Here is a 19367-nt window from a genome sequence, read left to right as displayed (position 1 = left end):
GGCGGGCAGGGGTGCCCCGAGGCGGGGCGCCGGGGCGGCGAGCAATCGGGGCAGCGCGAGGTAGCGGGGCAGGCTGAGCCGGTGGCCTTGGGTGGTCCCGAGGTGGGGCGCAAGGAGCTGAAGACGGCCGGTGGCGGCTGGTTGTGGTGGCCCCACCGGCGGGCGCCTTGGTGGCGGGCTGTCGGGCCACCGCGAGGTGGCAGGAGCTGGCGGGGTCGGCCGCGGCGACTTGGAGCGCGACGTGGCGGGCTGCCGGGGCCCGAGGCGGCGGGCGCAAAGGAGCTGAAGAGGGCCGGTGGCGGCGGGTTGCGGTGGCCCGTGGCGGCGGCCGCCGTGGTGGCGGGCTGTCGGGCCACCGCGAGGTGGCAGGAGCTGGAGAGAGCCGTGGCGGAGGGCCCGAGTGGCCCTGAGTGGCGAGCCCACGGAGCTGCCCCAGTGGGTGCGCGCCGAACCGCAGCCAGCCGCTGGGCGCGGGCTGCCCCGGCAGGTGCGCGCCGGACAGCAGCCAGCCCGCTGCGCGGGCCGCCCGCACGGCAGCGAGCGCTGCGCAGGCCGCCCGCTGCGCAGGCCGCCCGCGGTCAGCCCTGCCGAGCGCCCCGCAGCCACCACCCTCACCCCACCGTGGCCGCCGCTACCCCCGCTGGGAGCGCACCCCCAGCAGCACGTCCTCCCAGGCCGGGACTGCGGGGTGGTTCTTGCGCGCCTTCGGCTTGGGCTTCGGCGCTTCGCCCTCCGGGGACTCGATCAGCGCCTGCTGCTCCGGCTCCGCTTCGGGCGCCGCCTCGGGCTCAGGCGACTGCTCCACCAGCGGCTCTGGCTCGACCGCGCGCAGCGTGCGCGGCGTGCGGTGCGGGTCGAGCAGGTCCTCGGCGTGCTCGTCCAGCGCGGCGATCGTGCCGCCGTGCGCGCCCGGCGAGAACGACCAGTGTGCCGCCATGTCCGAACGGCCCGTCTGCCAGCGCAGCGCGACCACCCACCGGCCGTCGTCGCCCTTCCAGGCGTCCCACTCCGCGTGGCCGTAGTCCTGCCCCCGCACGCCGAACGCGTAAGCCACGACCTCGCCCAACGTCCGCACGTCCGGCCCGTCCTCACGCACCGGGTGCGCGCTCTGCGCCAGCTCCGCCATCCGCGAGCGCTCCAGCAACACCGGGTAGGCGAACCGTTCGACCCGCGCCTCCGGGACACCGGCCGACTCCGCGACCTGCCGCACCGACTCGCCCGCGCGGATGCGCGCCTGGATCTCGCGTGGTCGCATCTGGTTCTCCATCTCGACCTCGAGCTGCCCGAGCCGGGTGATGTCGCCCCGCGCGGCGGCCCGCAGCCGTTCGTCCGCCGGCAGGAGGAACCGCTCGCGGCGCGCCGGGTCTTCGCACACGATGGACTTGCCGTCCTCGTGCAACCCGACAACCCTCAGCGCTCGCATCAGCCGCCTCCTCCGGACTTCACCGTTGTGGGTGTTAACGGTAAGACGGCGCGTCGGCTTGACGGGTAAGGCGCGCCGAATCCTCGTTACCCAATCGTTGATCTTCTCGCAGGTCCCGGCGCCCCGTCAGCGGGACACGCCTGCCCCCGCCGTCACGAACAGGGGATTCTCGGGGAGGATTGCGCGGTGCTGGGGCGGAAAACGCTCGCGGTCCTGTGTGCCGCGGAGCTCGTGCTGATCGCGATCGTGCTGCTGTGGAAGCGGCTCGACGGGCTCGACCTCGACGTGTACCGGTTGGGCGCACAGGCTTTCTTCACGCACGGCGACCCGTACGGGGTGCTGCCGCCGACCCGCGACGGGACGCGGCTGCCGTTCACGTACCCGCCGTTCGCCGCGCTGGTGTTCGCGCCACTGCTGACCGTGCCGCCCCAGGTGGCGCTGATCGCGTTGACCGTGGTGTCGGTCGTCGCGCTCGGCGCGGTGCTCGCGTTGTGCCTCGGCCGGTTCGGGCCGCTGGTCCTCGTCGCGCAAGCCGTCGCGTTGTTCAGCGAACCCGTGCGCGCGACGCTCGGCTTCGGGCAGGTGAACATCCTGTTGATGCTGCTGGTCGCGGTCGACGTGCTGGCGTTCCGGCGACGCGGGTACCTCGTCGGGCTCGCCGCGGCCGTGAAGCTCACGCCACTGGCGTTCGTCCTGTTCTTCTTCGTACGCCGGGATTTCCGGGCGTCGGCAAGGGCGCTGGGCACTTTCGCCGGATGCGCGGTGCTGACGTGGCTGATCGCGCCCGACGCGTCGGAGGAGTACTGGACCAGCCTGGTTTTCCAGGGCGACCGCATCGGCGACCCCGGCTACATCGGCAACCAGTCGCTGCGCGGCCTGCTCGCCCGGCTCGACCTCGGGCAGGGCTGGTGGCTGCTCGCCGCGGTGCTGGTGCTCGCCGCGACGGCGTACGCGATCCGGCGGGCGCGCGACGAGGTCCCGGCGCTGCTGGTGTGCGCCGTGGGTGCGCTGCTGGTCTCGCCGGTTTCCTGGACGCACCACTGGGTGTGGGTCGCACCGGCGATCGCCCTGCTGTACGCGAAAAGACGATGGTGGGCGGCGGTGCCGCTCACCATCGTCTTCGTCGTCAGCCCCGTCTGGGACTTCTCGTTCTGGCCGCTGCGGGAAAGCTACGTCCTCGCCGGGCTCCTACTTGCCCTGGCGCTCCACGACGTACTCGATGCACGCCGTCAGCGCGGAGACGTCGTCCGGCTCGATCGCGGGGAACATGCCGACGCGTAGCTGGTTGCGGCCCAGCTTGCGGTACGGCTCCACGTCCACGATCCCGTTGGCGCGCAACGTCTTCGCGACCTCGGCGGCGTCCACCTCGTCGACGAAGTCGATCGTGCCGACGACCTGCGAGCGCAGCGCCGGGTCCTTCACGAACGGCACCGTGTAGCTGGTCTTCTCGGCCCACTCGTACAGGCGCGTCGAGGAGTCCTTCGTGCGCGACACCGCCCAGTCCAGGCCGCCGTTGGACAGCATCCACTCGATCTGGTCGGCGAGCAGGAACAACGTCGCCACGGCCGGGGTGTTGTACGTCTGGTCCTTGCGGCTGTTGTCCAGCGCCGTGGTCAGCGACAGGAACTCGGGGATCCAGCGGTCACCGCCGCCGATCTCGCCGACGCGCTCGATCGCCGCGGGCGACATCAGCGCCAACCACAGCCCGCCGTCGGAGGCGAAGGACTTCTGCGGGGCGAAGTAGTAGACGTCGAAGTCCTCGGCCTTGACGGGCAGACCGCCCGCGCCCGACGTGGCGTCGATCGCGACGAGCGCGCCCTCGCTGCCCGCGGGGCGCCGCACCGGCACCGCGACCCCCGTCGACGTCTCGTTGTGCGCCCAGCCGACGAGGTCCGCGCCCTGCTCGTACGCGATTTCCGGCGCGCTGCCCGGCTCCGACTTGACCACGATCGAGTCGGCCAGGAACGGGGCGCCCTTGGTCACGGTGGCGAACTTCGAGGAGAACTCGCCGTAGGTGAAGTGCTGGGCGCGCTCACGCACGAGCCCGAACGCGGCGGCGTCCCAGAACGCCGTCGTGCCGCCGTTGCCGAGCACGACCTCGTAGCCCTCGGGCAGGGAGAACAGCTCGGACAACCCCGCGCGCACCCGCCCGACCAGGGACTTGACCGGCTTCTGCCGGTGGGAGGTGCCCAGGTACTTCGCCCCCTCGGAGGCGAGGTTGGCGAGCTGCTCCGTCCGGACCTTCGAGGGCCCGCAGCCGAAGCGCCCGTCGGACGGCTTGAGATCAGCGGGAATCGTCAGCTCAGCGCTCATGCGCCCAGTGTCGCAGGTGCGTTTCCGCCGGTTGACGGAGGTGGCGCGGATCTCAGTGGGCGGGACGCCAGCCTTCGGCGTCCACCCCGCCGGGGACCGGCGCGGCCGGGTCGTAGGGGGTGCGGGTGAAGATGAACGTCGCCAGGTCCAGGTACGACGGCGTGCCGTCGGCGGCGCGGCCCACGCGCAGGGTCTCCCCGGCGTAGTAGCCGTCGAGGCCGAGCCACTCGTCCGGCCCGAGCGGGCGGAACCGGGAGGCACGGCCCCCGCCGCGGGCGGGCGACAGGTCGAACAGGCCGCCGGGCAGCAGGCGCAGGTGGAACGGCGTCGGGCCCCAGTGCCACAGGCCGGTGAGGTCGAGCAGCGACCGGTCCACCTCGGACGGCTGCCACTCGGCCGGCAGCTTCGGCTCCTGCTCGTCGGCCGTGGTCAGCAGGTCGATCGTCGTGGCCAGCAGTGCCGGGCCGGACGTCGTGTTCGCCAGCATGAGCGCGCCGGTGCCGGTCTTCTCGTCGACGAGCGAGCAGGCGAGGAAGCCCGGCATCGAGCCGGTGTGCCCGGCCAGGCGGCGGCCGTGGTGCCGGACGAGCTGCAGGCCGAGGCCGTAACCGCTGGTCCAGCTGTCGCCGTCCTCGACGGCCGCGACCGCGCGCATCTCCGCCATCGTGTCCGGGTTCAGCACGTCCGCGGTGTCCCCGCCGATGAAGGAGGTCCAGCGGGCGAGGTCGCGGACGGTGGACCACAGCTGCCCGGCGGGCGCCATCGCGCCGGCGTCCGGGCTGGGCTCGGGCAGCACCAGGTCGGCGAACGGGTGCACCGCGTAACCCGTCGCGTGCCTGCCCTCGGGGTGGGGCGTGGTGCGGGACAGGCCGAGCGGCGCCAGTATCTCCTCGCGCACCGCGTCGAGCCAGCTCTTGCCGCGGTGGCGGGCCACGAGCTCGCCGAGCACGCCGTAGCCCACGTTCGAGTAGTGGAAGCGGCTGCCCGGCCGGTTCTTGAGCGCGTCCCGCGCGAGGCTCGCCTGCAGCGCCGCCCAGTCACCGCCGGGGCTGCGCTCCCACCACGAGCCGGGGGACTCCGACGTGAGCCCGCCGGTGTGGGACAGCAGCTGCCCGACCGTGGTGGAGCCGAAGCCGGTGCCCGGCACGTGCTTGTCGAGCGGGTCGTTGAGGTCGAGCCTGCCCTCGTCACGCAGCCGCATGACCAGCACCGCGACGAACGTCTTCGTGATCGAGCCGAGCCGGTACTGCGTGTCGTCGTCCGGTGCGGCGCCGTCGACGAACCCGCGCGCGCCGGACCACAGCAGCTCCCCGTCCCGCACGACGGCGGCGACCAGGGACGGCACCCGCGCGGCGGCCTGTTCAGTGGCGATCCGGCGGAGCAGGGCAGCTTCGGTCGAGGGCAGCATGGGGCCATTCTGCCCGTGGTCGATCACATGAGCAGACCGCGGGCCATCGCCGTGGTCACCGCCGCCGTCCGGTCGGAGACGCCGAGCTTGCCGAACACCCGCAGCAGGTGGGTCTTCACCGTCGCTTCGCCGATGTGCAGCGCGCGGCCGATTTCGGCGTTCGTGTGCCCGCGCGCGACGAGCCGGAGCACCTCGGTCTCCCTGGCGGACAGCGGTGGCGGCGCCGGGTTGCGCACGCGCGCGACCAGCTTGCCGGCGACCGAGGGCGCGAGCACCGTCTCACCACGGGCGGCCGCCCGGATCGCACCGGCCAGTTCCGCCCGCGAGGCATCCTTGAGCAGGTAACCCGCGGCGCCGGCCTCGACCGCACGCAGGATGTCCGCGTCCGTTTCGTACGTCGTGAGCACGACGACGCGGCGGTCCGGGGTGTCGGCGAGGATCCGGCGTGTCGCGCCCACGCCGTCGAGCCCGGGCATCCGCAAGTCCATCAGCACGACGTCGGGCGCGCGGGCGAGGTTGACCGCGACGGCCTCGTCGCCGGAACCCGCCTCACCGACCACGGTCAGGTCCGGCTCGGCTTCGAGCATGCCGCGCAGCCCCTCCCTGACGACGGGGTGGTCGTCCACCAGCAGCACGGAAATCACGCGGGCACCTCCACCGCCACCGTGGTTCCCCGTCCACTTCGGACGGTCAGGGAGCCACCGACCTGCGCCGCCCTGGCCCGCATCCCCTCGATGCCGAAACCGCGGACCGCGCCGGGGTCGAAGCCGGTGCCGTCGTCGCGGACGGTCAGGCGCACCGCCCCCGGCACCACGGCGAGCGCGACGGACACGTGCCGCGCCCCCGCGTGCTTGCGGACGTTGGCCAGCGACTCCTGCGCCGCGCGGAGGAGCACCACCTCGCTCGCCGTGCCGAGCGGGGGCAGCGCCGCCGGAACGTCGCACGACACCTCGGCACCGGTCTCCTCGGCGAACCGGTCGGCCTGCCGCCGGACCGCCTCCGCGAGCGTCCCCGTCCCGAGCGCGGCCGGGGTGAGCGCGGCGACCATGGCCCGCGCCTCCGTCAGGTTCTCCCTGGCGGTGCGGGCGGCGAGCGCGAGGTGCCGCCGGGCCGCGGCCTGGTCGTCCCACTCCGACTCCACCGCCTGCAGCAGCGTGACGATGCTCGTGAAGCCCTGGGCGAGGGTGTCGTGGATCTCGCGCGCCAGCCGTTCGCGTTCGGCGGCGGTCCCGGCTTCGTGGGACAGCCGGGCCACCTCCGCCCGGCTCGCTTCGAGCTGGCCGATCAGCTCGGCGCGTTCCCGGCTCTGCCGCAGCACCCGCTCGATCCACAACCCGACGCAGACGCCGAACACCGCGAGCATCCCGGTCATCGGCACCAGCGTGCTCAGCGACGGGTCGTCCACGCCCTGCTGGAGCAGCACGGACAGCACCGGGGACAGGGTTGCCAGCACCGTCGCGACGACGGCGAGCGGCAGCGGTGCCGCCATGAACAGCATCGAGCACGCGGCGAACAACCCGAACCCGGCGGCCGCGTGCGAGACGATCGCGAGGACGGCCAGCACGAGCACGAGCCCGCAGAACAGCGCGGGCCGCCGGCCCCGCCTGCCGAGGACGAGGTAGGCCACCCCGATCGCGGTCAGCGCGCTGACCGCGACCAGCCTCCTCGCGAGCGGCCCGTCCTGCGCGAGCACCAGTGCGACCGTGACCACGTAGTCGGCCGCGTAGAAGACGTCCCACAGCCACTCGTAGCGCTGCCAGGCGTTCAGCGGCTGTTCGCCCACCGGAACGTCAGGCGGCACAGCAGGAGTCCCGCCACGCACCAGGCGCCCAGCACCAGCGCCACCGTCCCCAGTTCCCATCGCCCCGCCATCTCGTTCGCGGCCATCGCGTCCGGCAGGAACACCGAGCGGAAGCCCTGACAGATCCACTTCACCGGGAAGAACGAAGCCACCTCGACCATAACGGCGGGGAGCTGCGTGATGGGCGTGACGAACACGCCCGAGACGAACTGCAACGCCACGTAGACCAGGTTCATGATCGCGGTGGCGCCGGCGACGGACCGCGCGAGCGAGCCGGCGGCGATCCCGAGCAGCGCGCAGCTGGTCACGCCGAGCACGAACACCCACGCGAAGGTGAACCACCGCTGGGGCGACGACGGCAGGTCCAGCCCGAACAGCGGGACCGCGACGAGGAGCAGCAGCACGACCTCGGCGAGGCTCGCGACCGCGACCAGCACGACCTTGCCGAGGAAGTACGCCGTCGCGGGCAACGGCGTGCCGCGCAGGCGCTTGAGCGTCCCGTCCTCGCGGTCGGAGGCGATGCCCGTGCCCATGCTGACGAAGGACGTCGACACGATGCCCGAGCCGATCATGCCCGCGGCGAACACCTGCGCCGTGCCGCCGAAGATCGAGCCGAGGAGCACCATCAGGAACGCGGGCAGGGTGAACGTGAACACCACGGCTTCCCTGAGCCGGAAGAACTGGCGCAGTTCCAGGCCACCGCGGGCGAGACCGAGCGTGATCACGCCGTCCCCCCGATCAGGTCCAGGTAGACGTCCTCGAGGCTGGGCCTGGTGACGGTGAGGTCGGTGAGTTCCCGGCCGCCGGACAGCTGCGTGACGAGCTTGGTGGGGAAGGCCGTGCGCTCCTGGTGGAACCCGTTCTCGTCGCGCCACCGGACCGTCGCCTCCCCGCGCGAGCGACCGCCGAGCGCGGACGGCGTGTCCTGCGCGACGATCCGGCCGGCCGCGAGCACCGCGACGCGGTCGGCGAGCGCTTCGGCCTCGTCGAGGTAGTGCGTGGTGAGCAGGACCGTCGTGCCCTCGTCCGCGAGCGCGCGGATCAGCGCCCAGAACCGCCGCCGCGCTTCGGGGTCGAACCCGGTCGTCGGCTCGTCGAGGAACACCAGTTCCGGGCGGCCGATGATGCCGAGCGCCACGTCGAGCCGCCGCCGCTGGCCGCCGGAAAGCGCTTTCACCCGCGTGTGCGCCTTGTCCGTGAGCCCGACCTGCTCGACGACCTCCTCGGGATCACGGGGATGCGGGTAGTAGCGCGCGAAGTGCCGCACGACCTCGGCGACAGTCAGGTGGGCCGCGTCGGTCGCGGTCTGCAGGACGATGCCGAGCCGCGCCCGCCAGTGCCGGCCCGCCGAGCCGGGGTCCTCCCCGAGGACCGAGACGTGACCCGCCGTCCGCTTCCGGTGGCCTTCGAGGATCTCCACCGTGGTCGTCTTGCCCGCGCCGTTGGGGCCGAGGAGCGCGAACACCTCGCCGTGCTCGATTTCGAGGTCCACGTCGTGCACGGCGACGTGACCCGGGTACTCCTTGCGCAGTCCGCGTGCGCTCACCACAGGGGTCATGCGGACAGACTGCGGCCCGGCCACCCCTCCGCGGGACGACCGGGCCGTGGAACGCGTTGTCCACCGTCCGGTGGACAAGCCCTACCTGCCGACGGACTCCCAGCCCTCGACCTCCTGCGGCTGACGCGGGCCGGGCCCGACGTACGACGCCGAGGGGCGGACCAGGCGGCCGGTGCGCTTCTGCTCCAGGATGTGCGCCGCCCAGCCCGCGGTGCGGGCCGAGGTGAACATCGCGGGCATCATCGACGGCGGCACCTTCGCGAAGTCCAGGATCACCGCGGCCCAGAACTCCACGTTCGTCTCGATCGGACGGTCCGGGCGGCGCTCACGCAGCTCCGCCAGCGCGGCCTGCTCCAGCGCCTCGGCGACCTCGTACCGCTCCGCGCCCAGCTCCTTGCACGTCCGGCGCAGCACGCGCGCACGCGGGTCCTCGGCCCGGTACACGCGGTGCCCGAAGCCCATCAGCCGTTCCTTGCGGTCGAGGATGCCCTTGACCATCTTGCGGGCGTCGCCGGTGCGCTCGACCTCTTCGATCATCGGCAGGACGCGCGCGGGCGCACCGCCGTGCAGCGGGCCGGACATCGCGCCGATCGCACCCGACATGGCGGCCGCGACGTCGGCACCGGTGGACGCGATGACGCGTGCGGTGAACGTCGAGGCGTTGAGACCGTGCTCCGCGGCCGACACCCAGTACGCGTCGAGGGCCTTGACGTGCGCCGGGTCCGGCTCGCCGCGCCAGCGCACCAGGAACCGCTCGGTGATCGTCTTCGCTTCGTCCACCCTGGACTCCGGTACCGCGGGCAGACCCACGCCGCGGGCGGACTGGGCGATGTAGGACAGCGTGATCACCGAGGCGCGGGCGAGGTTGTCGCGGGCCTCCTCGTCACTGATGTCGAGCAGCGGCTTGAAGCCCCAGATCGGCGCGACCATCGCGAGCGCGGCCTGCGCGTCCACCCGGACGTCACCGGTGTGCACGGGCAGCGGGAACGGTTCGGCGGGCCGCAGCGGGTTCCGGAAGTGGCCGTCGACCAGCAGACCCCACACGTCCCCGAAGCTGACCTTGCCGGCCAGGTCCTCGATGTCCACGCCGCGGTAACGCAGGGCGCCGCCGTCGCGGTCGGGCTCGGCGATCTCGGTGCGGAAGGCGACCACGCCCTCCAGGCCAGGTTTGAACCCGTCGTCCGGCTCGGAAGCAGGCTGGTTGCTAGCAGCAGGCGCTGAGGTAGTCACGGTAAGAAGACCTTTCGATGCGCGTTCCCCGACGTTTGCCTTGCGTCTGGCCTACTCGCACGAGCGCGGCGCGGGGGACGCGCCTCGTCGCACGGATGCCCAAACCATGCACCCCCGCCGCCCGGGTGGCAATCGAAAGAAGTGGTGGTTTCGGTCACGATTACGAGAACGATTCAGTGCGGGCTGCCCCAGCCGTGTAAATCCTGTGTTTCTCAGGGGCTGCGTCCCGCCCCCGCGGTGATAGACCTGACCCATGCACCTGAGCCCCCAGGAACGGGACAAACTGCTCATCCACGTCGCCGCCGACGTGGCGCGGCGGCGGCTCGAACGCGGCGTCAAGCTCAACTACCCGGAGGCCGTCGCGCTGATCACCGACTACGTGCTGGAGGGCGCGCGGGACGGGCTCAGCGTCACCGATCTGGTGGCGGGCGGCCGCAGCGTGCTCTCGCGGGACCAGGTGCTGCCCGGTATTCCGGAAATGGTCGATTCGGTGCAGGTGGAGGCCACTTTCCCGGACGGCACGAAGCTCGTGACCGTGCACGACCCGATCGTCTAGGAGGTTCCCGTGCACCCCGGCGAGATCATCCCGGCGGCCGAGCCGGTCGAGCTGAACCCCGGTCGCCCGCGCACGACCCTGCGCGTGGTCAACACCGGCGACCGGCCCGTGCAGGTCGGTTCGCACTTCCACTTCGCGCAGACCAACGCCGCGCTCGATTTCGACCGGGCGGCCGCGCAGGGCAAGCGGCTCGACATCCCGGCAGGCACCTCCGTGCGCTTCGAACCGGGGGTGGACCGCGAGGTCGAGCTCGTGCCGCTCGCGGGCAACCGCGTCGTGCCGGGGCTGCAGCGGTGAGCGCCATCGACCGCGAGCGCTACGTCGAACTGTTCGGTCCGACCGTCGGCGACCGGATCCGGCTCGCCGACACCGACCTGCTGATCGAGGTCACCGAGGACCGCAGCATGGGCCCCGCCGCCGGGGACGAGGTGATGTTCGGCGGCGGCAAGGTCATCCGCGAGTCGATGGGCCAGGGCATGGCGACCCGCGCCGAGGGCGCGCCGGACCTGATCATCACCGGCGCGGTGGTCCTCGACCACTGGGGTGTCGTGAAGGCCGACGTCGGCGTGCGGGACGGGCGGATCGTCGGCATCGGTAAGGCGGGCAACCCGGACACGATGGACGGCGTGGACCCGACGCTGGTGATCGGCCCGTCCACGGAAGTGCTGGCGGGCAACGGGAAGATCCTCACCGCGGGCGGGATCGACTGCCACGTCCACTTCATCTGTCCACAGCTTGTGGACACCGCGCTCGCGTCGGGGCTGACGACGCTCGTCGGCGGTGGCACCGGCCCCGTCGAGGGCAGCAAGGCCACCACTGTCACGCCGGGCGCGTGGAACCTGGGCAGGATGCTGCGCGCGATGGACGCCATGCCGGTCAACGTCCTGTTGCTGGGCAAGGGGAACACGGTCCGCCACGACGCGCTGCGCGAGCAGTTCGAGGCCGGCGCGGGCGGGCTGAAGCTGCACGAGGACTGGGGTTCCACGCCCGCCGCGATCGACGTCGCGCTCTCCGTCGCCGGCGAGTACGGCGCGCAGGTCGCCATCCACACCGACACGTTGAACGAGGCCGGGTTCGTCGAGTCCACAGTGGACGCGATCGGCGGCAGGTCGATCAACGCCTACCACACCGAGGGCGCCGGCGGCGGGCACGCGCCGGACATCATCAAGGTCGTCTCGCTGCCCAACGTGCTGCCGTCGTCGACCAACCCGACGCGCCCGCACACGGTCAACACCCTCGAAGAACACCTCGACATGCTCGTGGTGTGCCACCACCTCAACCCGTCGGTGCCCGAGGACCTCGCGTTCGCGGAAAGCCGCATCCGGCCGACGACGATCGCCGCCGAGGACGTCCTGCACGACCTGGGCGCGATCTCGATGATGAGCTCCGACTCGCAGGCGATGGGCCGCATCGGCGAGGTGATCATCCGGACCTGGCAGACGGCGCACGTGATGAAGGCCCGCCGCGGTTCGCTGCCAGGGGACGGTGCGGCCGACAACCTGCGCGCACGCCGTTACGTCGCCAAGTACACGATCAACCCGGCGATCGCGCACGGCATGGCGCACGAGATCGGCTCGGTCGAGGTCGGCAAGCTCGCCGACCTCGTGCTGTGGGAACCGAAGTTCTTCGGCGTGAAGCCACACGTGGTGCTCAAGGGCGGGTTCCCGGCGTGGGCGGCGATGGGCGACGCGAACGCCTCCATCCCGACGCCGCAGCCCGTGCTCGCACGGCCGATGTTCGGCGCGCAGCCGTCGGTGGCCGCGGAGACGAGCCTGCACTTCGTCACCGAAGCGGCGATCAGGGCCGACGTCGCGGGCACGTTCGGGCTTCAGCGGCGGCTGGCGGCGATCCAGGACACGCGCTCGGTCGGCAAGGCGGACATGGTGCTCAACGACGCGCTGCCCGATGTCCAGGTGGACCCGGACAGCTTCGCCGTGCACGTGGACGGCGAGCTGATCGAGCCGCGGCCGGTGGCCGAACTGCCGATGGCACAACGGTACTTCCTGTTCTGATGGACGTCACCGCGCTGCTGCTGGCCGACTCCCGCTTCCCCGGCGGGGGACACGTCCATTCGGGCGGGCTGGAGGAGGTCGTCGCGCGCCGGCTCGTGACCGCGGAGCGCGACCTGCCGCCGTTCCTGTACGGCAGGCTGTGGACCGCGGGGCTGCTGGCCGCCGCATTCGCCGCTGCTTCAGCGCATGCCGTGCGCCGGAATGTCGCAAGTGGACACTGGCTGCGGCTCGACGCCGAACTCGACGCTCGCACGCCCTCGCACGCGCAGCGGGAGGCGTCGCGGGCGCAGGGCCGGGGTACCGCGCGGGCGGGCCGGATCGCCTGGCCCGCGGTCGAAACGCTGCTGGCGGTGGTGCCCCGGCCGCACCACCCGATCGTCACCGGGGCGCTGGCGGGCGCCGCCGGTGCCGCACCGCGGGAAGCCGCGCTGGCCGTCGCCTACCTGGCCGTGAGCGGGCCCGCGAGCGCAGCGGTGCGGCTGCTGGGGTTCGACCCGCTCACTGTGAACGCGATGGTCGCGCGGCTGGGCCCGGACCTGGAGGCCGTCGCCGGCCAAGCCGCCGCGACAGCGGGTGCCGACCCGGCGGAACTGCCCGCGCCCAACGCTCCCGCGCTCGATCTGTTCGCCGAAGCCCACCTTCGGCACCACGAGGAAGAGGTGCGTCTCTTTGCCAGCTGAACACGGTCACTCCCACCCGGTGAACTTCGATCCCACGGTTCCCGAACCCGATCACCACGAGGCGCAGCCGAAACAGGGCCGCGCGTTCCGCATCGGCATCGGTGGTCCCGTCGGCAGCGGGAAGACGGCGCTGGTCGCGGCGCTGTGCCGCGCGCTCGGGGACGAGATCGACCTCGCCGTGGTGACCAACGACATCTACACCACCGAGGACGCCGACTTCCTGCGCCGCGCGGGCGTGCTCGACGTCGAGCGCATCGAGGCCGTGCAGACCGGGGCGTGCCCGCACACCGCGATCCGCGACGACATCACCGCGAACCTCGACGCGGTCGAGCGGCTGGAGGAACGCTTCCCCGGCCTCGAACTGGTGATCATCGAAAGCGGCGGCGACAACCTGACGGCGGTGTTCAGCCGGGGGCTGGCCGACAGCCAGGTGTTCGTGATCGACGTCGCCGGCGGGGACAAGGTGCCGCGCAAGGGCGGTCCCGGCGTGACGACGGCGGACCTGCTGGTGATCAACAAGATCGACCTCGCCCACCTCGTCGGCGCGGACATGGACGTGATGACGTCCGACGCGCACCGCATGCGTGGCGAGCTGCCGGTGATCACACAGTCCCTTGTGGACACCCCGGACGCGCCGGAGGTCGCCGACTGGGTCCGCAAGCAACTGGTATGAGGGCCGACGCGCGGCTGGTCGCCGAGGTCCGCGACGGCCGCACGGTGCTGCGTGAGCTGCGGTCGATGGCGCCGCTGACGCTGTTGCCGAAGCGCACGCGCGGCGACGCCGTCGTGCACCTGGTGAACTCGGCGACGGCCCCGCTGGGCGGGGACGAGCTGACCCTGACCGTGCTGGTCGGTGCCGGGGCGCGGCTGCGGCTGTCGGGTGTGGCGGCGACGCTGGCGCTGCCGGGGCACCGCGAGGGCGGCAGCCGCGCGACCGTGCGGGTGGAGGTCGAGGACGGCGGGGTGTTCGAGTACCTGCCCGAACCCACGGTGGTCACCGCGCGGGCCCGGCACACGGCGGAGCTGTTCGCGACGGTGGCGGCCACGGCGAAGCTGCGCACGCGGGAGGTGCTGGTGCTGGGCCGGGCGGGGGAGCGGCCGGGGCGGTTGCGCAGCACCCAGCGCGTCGTGCGCGACGGGGCGCCCGTGCTGCACCAGACGTTGGACGTCGGGCACCTGGAACGCAGCGTGGCGCACCTCGCCGGGAGGCGGGTGCTCGCGACCGAGTTGCGGGTGGGTGAGCAGGTGGCGGCGGCGAGCGGTGAGTGGTGGTCGGTGTCCCCGCTCGCCGCGGGCGGCGCTCTCGTCACCGCGCTGGCACCCGATGCGGTGACGGCACAGCGGGATCTTGATCGAGCCAGCCGCTGCTTTTCCCCGGCGTCGTGGTAGGCGTCACCGTTCGGCGGGTTTCGCCGGGGCGGCACAGGGCCTAACGTCAACCTCCATCCATTTCTTCTACTGATGCGTTGTGCGGGCGCGGAGGTTGGCTTATGCCGGAGGTCGGCAACATCGACGACGTGGCGGTGCAGCTGCCCGGAATGCGGGTGGCCTACGAAGGGGAGTCCCTGGACGAGTCCGAACTGGCGGACAGCTGGACGGAACAGCTGCAGCGCTGGCTGAACCAGGCGATCGCCGCGGGTGTCGCCGAACCGAACGCGATGGTGCTGGCCACCGCCGACGGCGAGGGCAGGCCGTCCTCGCGGACCGTGCTGTGCAAGGGCCTCGACGAGCGCGGCGTGGTGTTCTACACGAACTACACGTCCGCGAAGAGCCACGACCTGAGCGTGACGCGGTACGCGTCGGCGACCTTCCCCTGGTACCCGCTGCACCGGCAGGTGACGGTGCGGGGCGAGGTGGAGAAGGTCGACGTCTCGGAGACGGCCGAGTACTGGGCCTCCCGCCCGCGCGGTTCGCAGCTGGGGGCGTGGGCCTCGCCGCAGTCGCAGGTGGTGCGCAGCCGGCGTGAGCTGGACAACGCGCTGGCCGCGATCGAGCGCCGCTTCGCCGACGTGGACAAGGTGCCGTTCCCGCCGCACTGGGGTGGCTGGCGGATCAAGCCGGACACCGTGGAGTTCTGGCAGGGCCAGCAGAACCGGCTGCACGACCGGCTGCGTTACGTCCGCACCCACGACGGGTGGCGGGTGGACCGCGTAGCGCCGTAGGCGTCGACAGGCAGGGGCCGGGCTGAAGTCCGGTCCCTGCCCGAGCGGGCACTTCGCGGGCCTGCGCGGGCAGCCGGGTCTTCACCCAGCGGAAATCACAACCTGCCAACTACTTAGCTCCGCTAAGCTGGCTGGTTGTGAGTGTCGAGGCGGGGTCCAGCAGGAAGCGCAAGCGGTTCGGTTCCATCGTCATCGACACCCAGCCGCTGAAGGTGCCCGCGTTCCGGCGGCTGTGGATCGGCACCGCCGTCACCGCGATCGGCTCGCAGCTGACCACCGTGGCCGTGCCGAAGCAGGTGTTCGACCTCACCGGCTCGTCCGGCTGGGTCGGGCTCACCGGCGCCGTCGCGCTCGTGCCGCTGCTCGTGTTCGGGCTCTGGGGCGGGGCGATCGCCGACACCGTCGACCGGCGGAAACTGCTGCTGTTCGGCAACACCGGCATCGCGGTCGTCTCCGCACTGCTGTGGCTGCAGGCCTGGCTGAACATCGGCTCGGTGTGGGTCGTGCTCGTGCTGCTCGCCCTCAACCAGGCGTTCTTCGCGATCAACATGCCCACGCGCAGCGCGATCGTCGCCCGGCTCGTCGCGCCCGAACTGCTGCCCGCGGCCACCGCGCTGTCCGGCACGATGAACATGTTCGGCACGATCTTCGGCCCGATGGCGGCCGGTGCGCTGATGCCCGTGCTGGGCCTGCCCACGCTGTACCTGATCGACACCATCGCCCTGCTGCTCACGCTGTACACGGTGTGGCGCCTGCCGTCGATGCCCCCGCTGTCGGGGCAGGTCCGGCGCGCCGGGCTGCGGGACGTGATCGACGGGTTCCGCTACATGGGCACGCAGAAGGTGCTGCTCGCGAGCTTCGTCGTGGACATCATCGCGATGGTCGCCGGCATGCCGCGCGCCCTGTTCCCGGAGATGGCGGAACGCACGTTCGGTGATCCGCCCGGCGGCGGGCTCGCGCTGGGCTGGCTGTTCGCCGCGATCCCGATCGGCTCGGTCGTGATCGGCCTGTTCTCCGGCTGGCTGGGCCGGGTCCGCCGCCAGGGCGTCGCGGTCGTGATCGCGATCTGCGCGTGGGGCGTGTTCATCGTCGGCTTCGGGCTGTCGCACACGCTGTGGCTCGCGACCGCGTTCCTGATCCTCGCCGGCGCCTCGGACATGGTCAGCGCGATCTACCGGCAGTCGATCCTGCAGGCCGCCGCGACCGACGAGATGCGGGGCCGCATGCAGGGCGCCTTCACGGTGGTCGTCGCGGGCGGGCCGCGCATCGCCGACGTCACGCACGGCTGGGTCGGCGCCGCGGCGGGCACCACGGCCGCGGCCGCGGGCGGTGGTGCGCTGGTCGTCGTGCTGATCGCCGTCGCGGTCGCGATGCTGCCCGCGTTCTGGCGTTACCGCGCCGCCGCGGTGGTCGAATAACCGCGTTTCACCCCCGTGGGGCTGCCCGATGGGGCACCATGGCGGCATGGCAGAAGGGATCTCCGTCGACACCGCCGACCTGGCGCGATACCACTCGCACGCGGGTGGCCTGTCGGACGACATCGTGGGCGCGGCGAAGAACCACCTGGCGGCCAACCTGTCGCTGCCCGGCAACCTCTTCGGTGACCTCGGCGAGGAGAGCGGCCTGCACGGCTCGCTGACCGACCACCTCGACCGCATGCACACCCACGTCCACTCGGTCGCCGGCGCCGTGCACGACCTGGGGCAGTCGGTGCGCACCGCGAAGGGTGACTACGAGTCCGACGAGCAGCTGTTCGGCGACCAGTTCCGCCGGATCCTGGGCTGAGGGGGCAGGCGTGGCGATCGACCTGGCGCCGTACGAGGCGCCGATCAAGGAGGCCGCGGACAAGCTGGAGGGGGACACCGGCGCCGCCGACAAGGCGCAGGCGGACCTGAACTCGCTGTCGCAGAAGCTCGCCGAGTACGGCACGCGGCACCAGACCGAGGCGACCAGCCTGCAGGGCAACTGGGTGGGCGACCGGGGCGACATGTTCGGCGTCAAGGCCAAGGAGCACACGCAGGCGCTCGACGACGCGGCGACGTGGGCGTCGAAGACCGCGCAGACCATCGGTGACGCGACGAGCCTGGTCAAGGACGCGCAGCAGCAGTGCCAGTCGCTGCTGACGGAGTTCGACGCGGACGCCCGCACACTGGTCAGCGCGGCGGCGAGCAGCACCGACCCGGGAGCCGAGATGCAGGCCCGCGCGGTGCTCGCCGGGATGTCGGCGAAGTACGCGAAGGAGGCCGCGGACATCGTCAACGCGGCCAAGGCCCGGCTGCAGGACCTGATGAACGGCATGAACGCCACGGTCCCGGCGTCGGCGCCGCCCGCGGGCCCGCTCGGCACGCGGGCGAGCGGCTCCGGCGGTGGGGGCGGCGGAGGCGGTGGCGGGTACAGCGGCGGTGGCGGTGGTGCCGCCTCGACGGGGTCCGCGATCACGTTCCCGCCGTCGGACCAGTACGGCAGCGGCACGCAGATCAAGCTGCCCGGCGGCCAGACGGTGAACGCGCCGAACGAGCGCGCCGCGATCGCGGTGCGGGCGGCGTTGTCGCGGCTGGGCCTGCCGTACGTGTGGGGCGGCACGGACCCGAACAAGGGCATGGACTGCAGCGGGCTGACGCAGTGGGCGTACAGCCAGGCGGGACTGAAGATCCCGCGAACGGCGGCGACGCAGACCGTGGGGCAGAAGGTCGACATCAACGACATCCAGCCCGGGGACCTGATCATCTGGAGCGGGCACGTGGCGATGTACATCGGCAACGGGCAGATGGTCGAGGAGCCGCACACCGGCTCCGTGTGCCACGTCGTGCCGCTGCGCACGAGCAACGCCGGTGAACCGCTGCTGGGCGTGTTCAGGCCTTCGGCATGAGCGAGATCGTGGGCAAGGCCAGTGCGGACGGGGTGACCGTGGAGGCCGGCGTCGGCGGGCGGCTGCGGTCGGTGAAGCTGACGCCCCAGGCGATGCGGTACGGCGCCGCGGTGCTGGCGCAGACGGTCGTGAAAGTCGCCGCGCAGGCCACGGCGCGGGCGAACCAGCGGTACGCGCAGACGCTGGGGCGGGACGCCGAGCGGGTCGGGCAGGCGATCGGCCTGGGCTACGACCCGGAACTGGCCGCCGACGACGACTTCGACCGGGACTGGACGAGGGGATGAACGGAAGACGCACGGCCGAACGCCTCCTCGCCGACGCCGAGGAACGCCTGCGGGTGACGGAGGAGCTGCCCGCGCGGCTGGCGGAGGTGCGGGGCTGGGCCTACAACGGCGCCGAGAACGTCCGCGCGACGGTGGACGTGCACGGTGGGCTGAAGGAGCTCCACCTGGACGAATCCGCGCTGGCGCTCGGCCCGGAGGCCCTCGGCGAGGAGATCGTGGCGCTGGCGCACCGCGCACAACAGGCCGCACTCGCCGAAGGCGTCAACGTCCTCGGCGACGCGCTGGGCGACGCGGCGGCGCTGGAGATGATGCGCTCGGCGGGCCTGCAGCCCGACCCGGAGCCGGAGGTGGTGCCGTACACCCCCGGCGTGGACCCGAACGCCCACCGCTGGCGGGTCATCGAAGCGGAGTGAGTCCCGGTGGCGTTGGTCGTCGGCCGGGGGCGCGGCTGTGGCGGGTCGTTCGGTCGGTGGACTGGGGTGGTGGTGGGGCTTGGTGCGCTGAGTGCGGAGAAGCCGGGTCGGTGTGGTGGGTCGTTCGGTCGGTGGGCTGGTTGGCGGGCTGGGGTGGTGGGGCTTGGTGCGCTGAGTGCGGAGAAGCCGGGTCGGTGTGGCGGGTCGTTCGGTCGGTGGGCCGGTTGGCGGGCCCGGGTGGCCGTGCCTTCGCGTTGAGGTGGCGGGGCCGTGGCCGGTCGCCCGGCGGGAGCCCAGGCCTCGGTGGCGTCAGCCGGTGAGGCGGAGCGTGCCTCGCTCGCGTCGGCCGCTGCGCTGGCGTGGTCGGTCGGCGGGCTGGCATGGGCCGTTCAGCCGAGAGCAGGCCTCGGTGGCGCCGGGGCGAGCACTCCTCGGTCGCGTCGGCGAGCCAACCGCCCAGCATGGCCCCGCCGCCGCGAGTCGCCCGCCCCACCATGGCCCCGCCGCCGCGAGCCAACCGCCCAGCATCGCCCCGCCGTCGCGAGCCAACCGCCCCACCATCACCCCGTTACCTTTTTCGTGGTTCCTGATCAAGGAGCTGTGGTCGCCAGGTTCGGTATGACTGATGCCCCCAGTCGAGGTCATGATCCGGGGGGTG

At 72.4% G+C, this 19367-nt stretch carries 21 protein-coding genes; 13 read left to right on the top strand and 8 right to left on the bottom strand.

What is annotated here, in order from left to right:
• Window positions 1-631 precede the first annotated feature (631 nt).
• Entirely contained in the window at window positions 632-1423 is a 792-nt protein-coding gene (sepH, locus tag BMZ92_RS30390) for a septation protein SepH (RefSeq protein ID WP_091514609.1), read from the bottom strand.
• 186 nt (window positions 1424-1609) lie between these two features.
• Between sepH and BMZ92_RS30385 the strand changes: the two genes are divergently transcribed.
• Window positions 1610-2704 (top strand): glycosyltransferase 87 family protein, encoded by a 1095-nt coding sequence (locus tag BMZ92_RS30385; RefSeq protein WP_245783344.1) that lies wholly within the window; start codon window positions 1610-1612, stop codon window positions 2702-2704.
• Here the strand turns inward: BMZ92_RS30385 and serC are convergent.
• The 7 genes from serC to BMZ92_RS30350 form a co-directional block, all read right to left on the bottom strand.
• Window positions 2612-3736: a phosphoserine transaminase gene (gene serC / locus BMZ92_RS30380; protein ID WP_091514608.1), complete on the bottom strand. Its 1125-nt coding sequence runs from the start codon at window positions 3734-3736 to the stop codon at window positions 2612-2614. The genes BMZ92_RS30385 and serC overlap by 93 nt on opposite strands.
• A 52-nt stretch (window positions 3737-3788) precedes the next feature.
• A complete protein-coding gene (locus tag BMZ92_RS30375; RefSeq protein ID WP_091514775.1) occupies window positions 3789-5144 on the bottom strand; it encodes a serine hydrolase domain-containing protein in 1356 nt (451 codons plus the stop codon).
• A gap of 23 nt (window positions 5145-5167) precedes the next feature.
• Complete coding sequence (locus BMZ92_RS30370) at window positions 5168-5788, bottom strand: response regulator transcription factor (protein WP_091514605.1); 621 nt, start codon at window positions 5786-5788, stop codon at window positions 5168-5170.
• On the bottom strand, window positions 5785-6945 hold the full coding sequence (locus tag BMZ92_RS30365) for a sensor histidine kinase (protein ID WP_245783343.1): 1161 nt from the start codon (window positions 6943-6945) through the stop codon (window positions 5785-5787). Before BMZ92_RS30365 ends, BMZ92_RS30370 begins: the two co-directional genes overlap by 4 nt.
• Entirely contained in the window at window positions 6909-7670 is a 762-nt protein-coding gene (locus BMZ92_RS30360; RefSeq protein WP_091514600.1) for an ABC transporter permease, read from the bottom strand. Before BMZ92_RS30360 ends, BMZ92_RS30365 begins: the two co-directional genes overlap by 37 nt.
• Window positions 7667-8503: an ABC transporter ATP-binding protein gene (locus BMZ92_RS30355; protein ID WP_091514598.1), complete on the bottom strand. Its 837-nt coding sequence runs from the start codon at window positions 8501-8503 to the stop codon at window positions 7667-7669. Before BMZ92_RS30355 ends, BMZ92_RS30360 begins: the two co-directional genes overlap by 4 nt.
• Before the next feature lie 81 nt (window positions 8504-8584).
• Window positions 8585-9733 carry a citrate synthase 2 gene (locus BMZ92_RS30350; protein ID WP_091514595.1) on the bottom strand — a complete coding sequence of 383 codons (1149 nt, stop codon included), beginning with the start codon at window positions 9731-9733 and terminating at the stop codon, window positions 8585-8587.
• A 253-nt stretch (window positions 9734-9986) separates the two neighbouring features.
• On the opposite strand from BMZ92_RS30350, the gene BMZ92_RS30345 reads away from it, so the two are divergent.
• From BMZ92_RS30345 to BMZ92_RS30290, 12 genes are all read left to right on the top strand, one after another.
• On the top strand, window positions 9987-10289 hold the full coding sequence (locus BMZ92_RS30345) for an urease subunit gamma (RefSeq protein WP_091514594.1): 303 nt from the start codon (window positions 9987-9989) through the stop codon (window positions 10287-10289).
• Between the two features lie 9 nt (window positions 10290-10298).
• Window positions 10299-10586 carry an urease subunit beta gene (locus tag BMZ92_RS30340; protein ID WP_091514591.1) on the top strand — a complete coding sequence of 96 codons (288 nt, stop codon included), beginning with the start codon at window positions 10299-10301 and terminating at the stop codon, window positions 10584-10586.
• Entirely contained in the window at window positions 10583-12301 is a 1719-nt protein-coding gene (locus BMZ92_RS30335; RefSeq protein WP_091514590.1) for an urease subunit alpha, read from the top strand. Before BMZ92_RS30340 ends, BMZ92_RS30335 begins: the two co-directional genes overlap by 4 nt.
• On the top strand, window positions 12301-12981 hold the full coding sequence (locus tag BMZ92_RS30330) for an urease accessory protein UreF (protein WP_091514587.1): 681 nt from the start codon (window positions 12301-12303) through the stop codon (window positions 12979-12981). The genes BMZ92_RS30335 and BMZ92_RS30330 overlap by 1 nt, the downstream gene beginning before the upstream one ends.
• Complete coding sequence (gene ureG, locus BMZ92_RS30325) at window positions 12971-13654, top strand: urease accessory protein UreG (RefSeq protein WP_091514585.1); 684 nt, start codon at window positions 12971-12973, stop codon at window positions 13652-13654. The genes BMZ92_RS30330 and ureG overlap by 11 nt, the downstream gene beginning before the upstream one ends.
• Entirely contained in the window at window positions 13651-14370 is a 720-nt protein-coding gene (locus BMZ92_RS30320; RefSeq protein WP_091514583.1) for an urease accessory protein UreD, read from the top strand. Before ureG ends, BMZ92_RS30320 begins: the two co-directional genes overlap by 4 nt.
• A gap of 101 nt (window positions 14371-14471) precedes the next feature.
• A complete protein-coding gene (pdxH, locus tag BMZ92_RS30315) occupies window positions 14472-15143 on the top strand; it encodes a pyridoxamine 5'-phosphate oxidase (protein ID WP_091514580.1) in 672 nt (223 codons plus the stop codon).
• A 137-nt stretch (window positions 15144-15280) separates the two neighbouring features.
• Window positions 15281-16561 carry an MFS transporter gene (locus BMZ92_RS30310; protein WP_091514578.1) on the top strand — a complete coding sequence of 427 codons (1281 nt, stop codon included), beginning with the start codon at window positions 15281-15283 and terminating at the stop codon, window positions 16559-16561.
• Window positions 16562-16607: 46 nt separating this feature from the next.
• The gene (locus BMZ92_RS30305) at window positions 16608-16928 is read left to right on the top strand and encodes a hypothetical protein (protein ID WP_091514576.1); all 321 of its coding nucleotides are present in this window, start codon (window positions 16608-16610) and stop codon (window positions 16926-16928) included.
• A gap of 10 nt (window positions 16929-16938) precedes the next feature.
• A complete protein-coding gene (locus BMZ92_RS30300) occupies window positions 16939-18012 on the top strand; it encodes a C40 family peptidase (protein WP_091514573.1) in 1074 nt (357 codons plus the stop codon).
• A complete protein-coding gene (locus BMZ92_RS30295) occupies window positions 18009-18296 on the top strand; it encodes a hypothetical protein (RefSeq protein WP_091514571.1) in 288 nt (95 codons plus the stop codon). Before BMZ92_RS30300 ends, BMZ92_RS30295 begins: the two co-directional genes overlap by 4 nt.
• Window positions 18293-18709 carry a YbaB/EbfC family nucleoid-associated protein gene (locus tag BMZ92_RS30290; protein WP_091514568.1) on the top strand — a complete coding sequence of 139 codons (417 nt, stop codon included), beginning with the start codon at window positions 18293-18295 and terminating at the stop codon, window positions 18707-18709. Before BMZ92_RS30295 ends, BMZ92_RS30290 begins: the two co-directional genes overlap by 4 nt.
• Window positions 18710-19367 lie beyond the last annotated feature (658 nt).

It is taken from the genome of Amycolatopsis sacchari (assembly GCF_900114035.1).
GTDB lineage: Bacteria > Actinomycetota > Actinomycetes > Mycobacteriales > Pseudonocardiaceae > Amycolatopsis_E > Amycolatopsis_E sacchari.
Note: the sequence above shows the minus strand (reverse complement) of the source record. Positions and strands in the feature narration are given on the sequence as shown.

Excerpts from the sequence above, each read along its gene's own strand:
- pdxH (WP_091514580.1), top strand. The coding sequence starts at position 14,472 with ATGCCGGAGGTCGGCAACATCGACGACGTGGCGGTGCAGCTGCCCGGA.
- BMZ92_RS30305 (WP_091514576.1), top strand. The coding sequence starts at position 16,608 with ATGGCAGAAGGGATCTCCGTCGACACCGCCGACCTGGCGCGATACCAC.
- BMZ92_RS30320 (WP_091514583.1), top strand. The coding sequence starts at position 13,651 with ATGAGGGCCGACGCGCGGCTGGTCGCCGAGGTCCGCGACGGCCGCACG.
- BMZ92_RS30330 (WP_091514587.1), top strand. The coding sequence starts at position 12,301 with ATGGACGTCACCGCGCTGCTGCTGGCCGACTCCCGCTTCCCCGGCGGG.
- BMZ92_RS30375 (WP_091514775.1), bottom strand. The coding sequence starts at position 5,144 with ATGCTGCCCTCGACCGAAGCTGCCCTGCTCCGCCGGATCGCCACTGAA.
- BMZ92_RS30355 (WP_091514598.1), bottom strand. The coding sequence starts at position 8,503 with ATGACCCCTGTGGTGAGCGCACGCGGACTGCGCAAGGAGTACCCGGGT.
- sepH (WP_091514609.1), bottom strand. The coding sequence starts at position 1,423 with ATGCGAGCGCTGAGGGTTGTCGGGTTGCACGAGGACGGCAAGTCCATC.
- serC (WP_091514608.1), bottom strand. The coding sequence starts at position 3,736 with ATGAGCGCTGAGCTGACGATTCCCGCTGATCTCAAGCCGTCCGACGGG.
- BMZ92_RS30295 (WP_091514571.1), top strand. The coding sequence starts at position 18,009 with ATGAGCGAGATCGTGGGCAAGGCCAGTGCGGACGGGGTGACCGTGGAG.
- BMZ92_RS30345 (WP_091514594.1), top strand. The coding sequence starts at position 9,987 with ATGCACCTGAGCCCCCAGGAACGGGACAAACTGCTCATCCACGTCGCC.
- BMZ92_RS30290 (WP_091514568.1), top strand. The coding sequence starts at position 18,293 with ATGAACGGAAGACGCACGGCCGAACGCCTCCTCGCCGACGCCGAGGAA.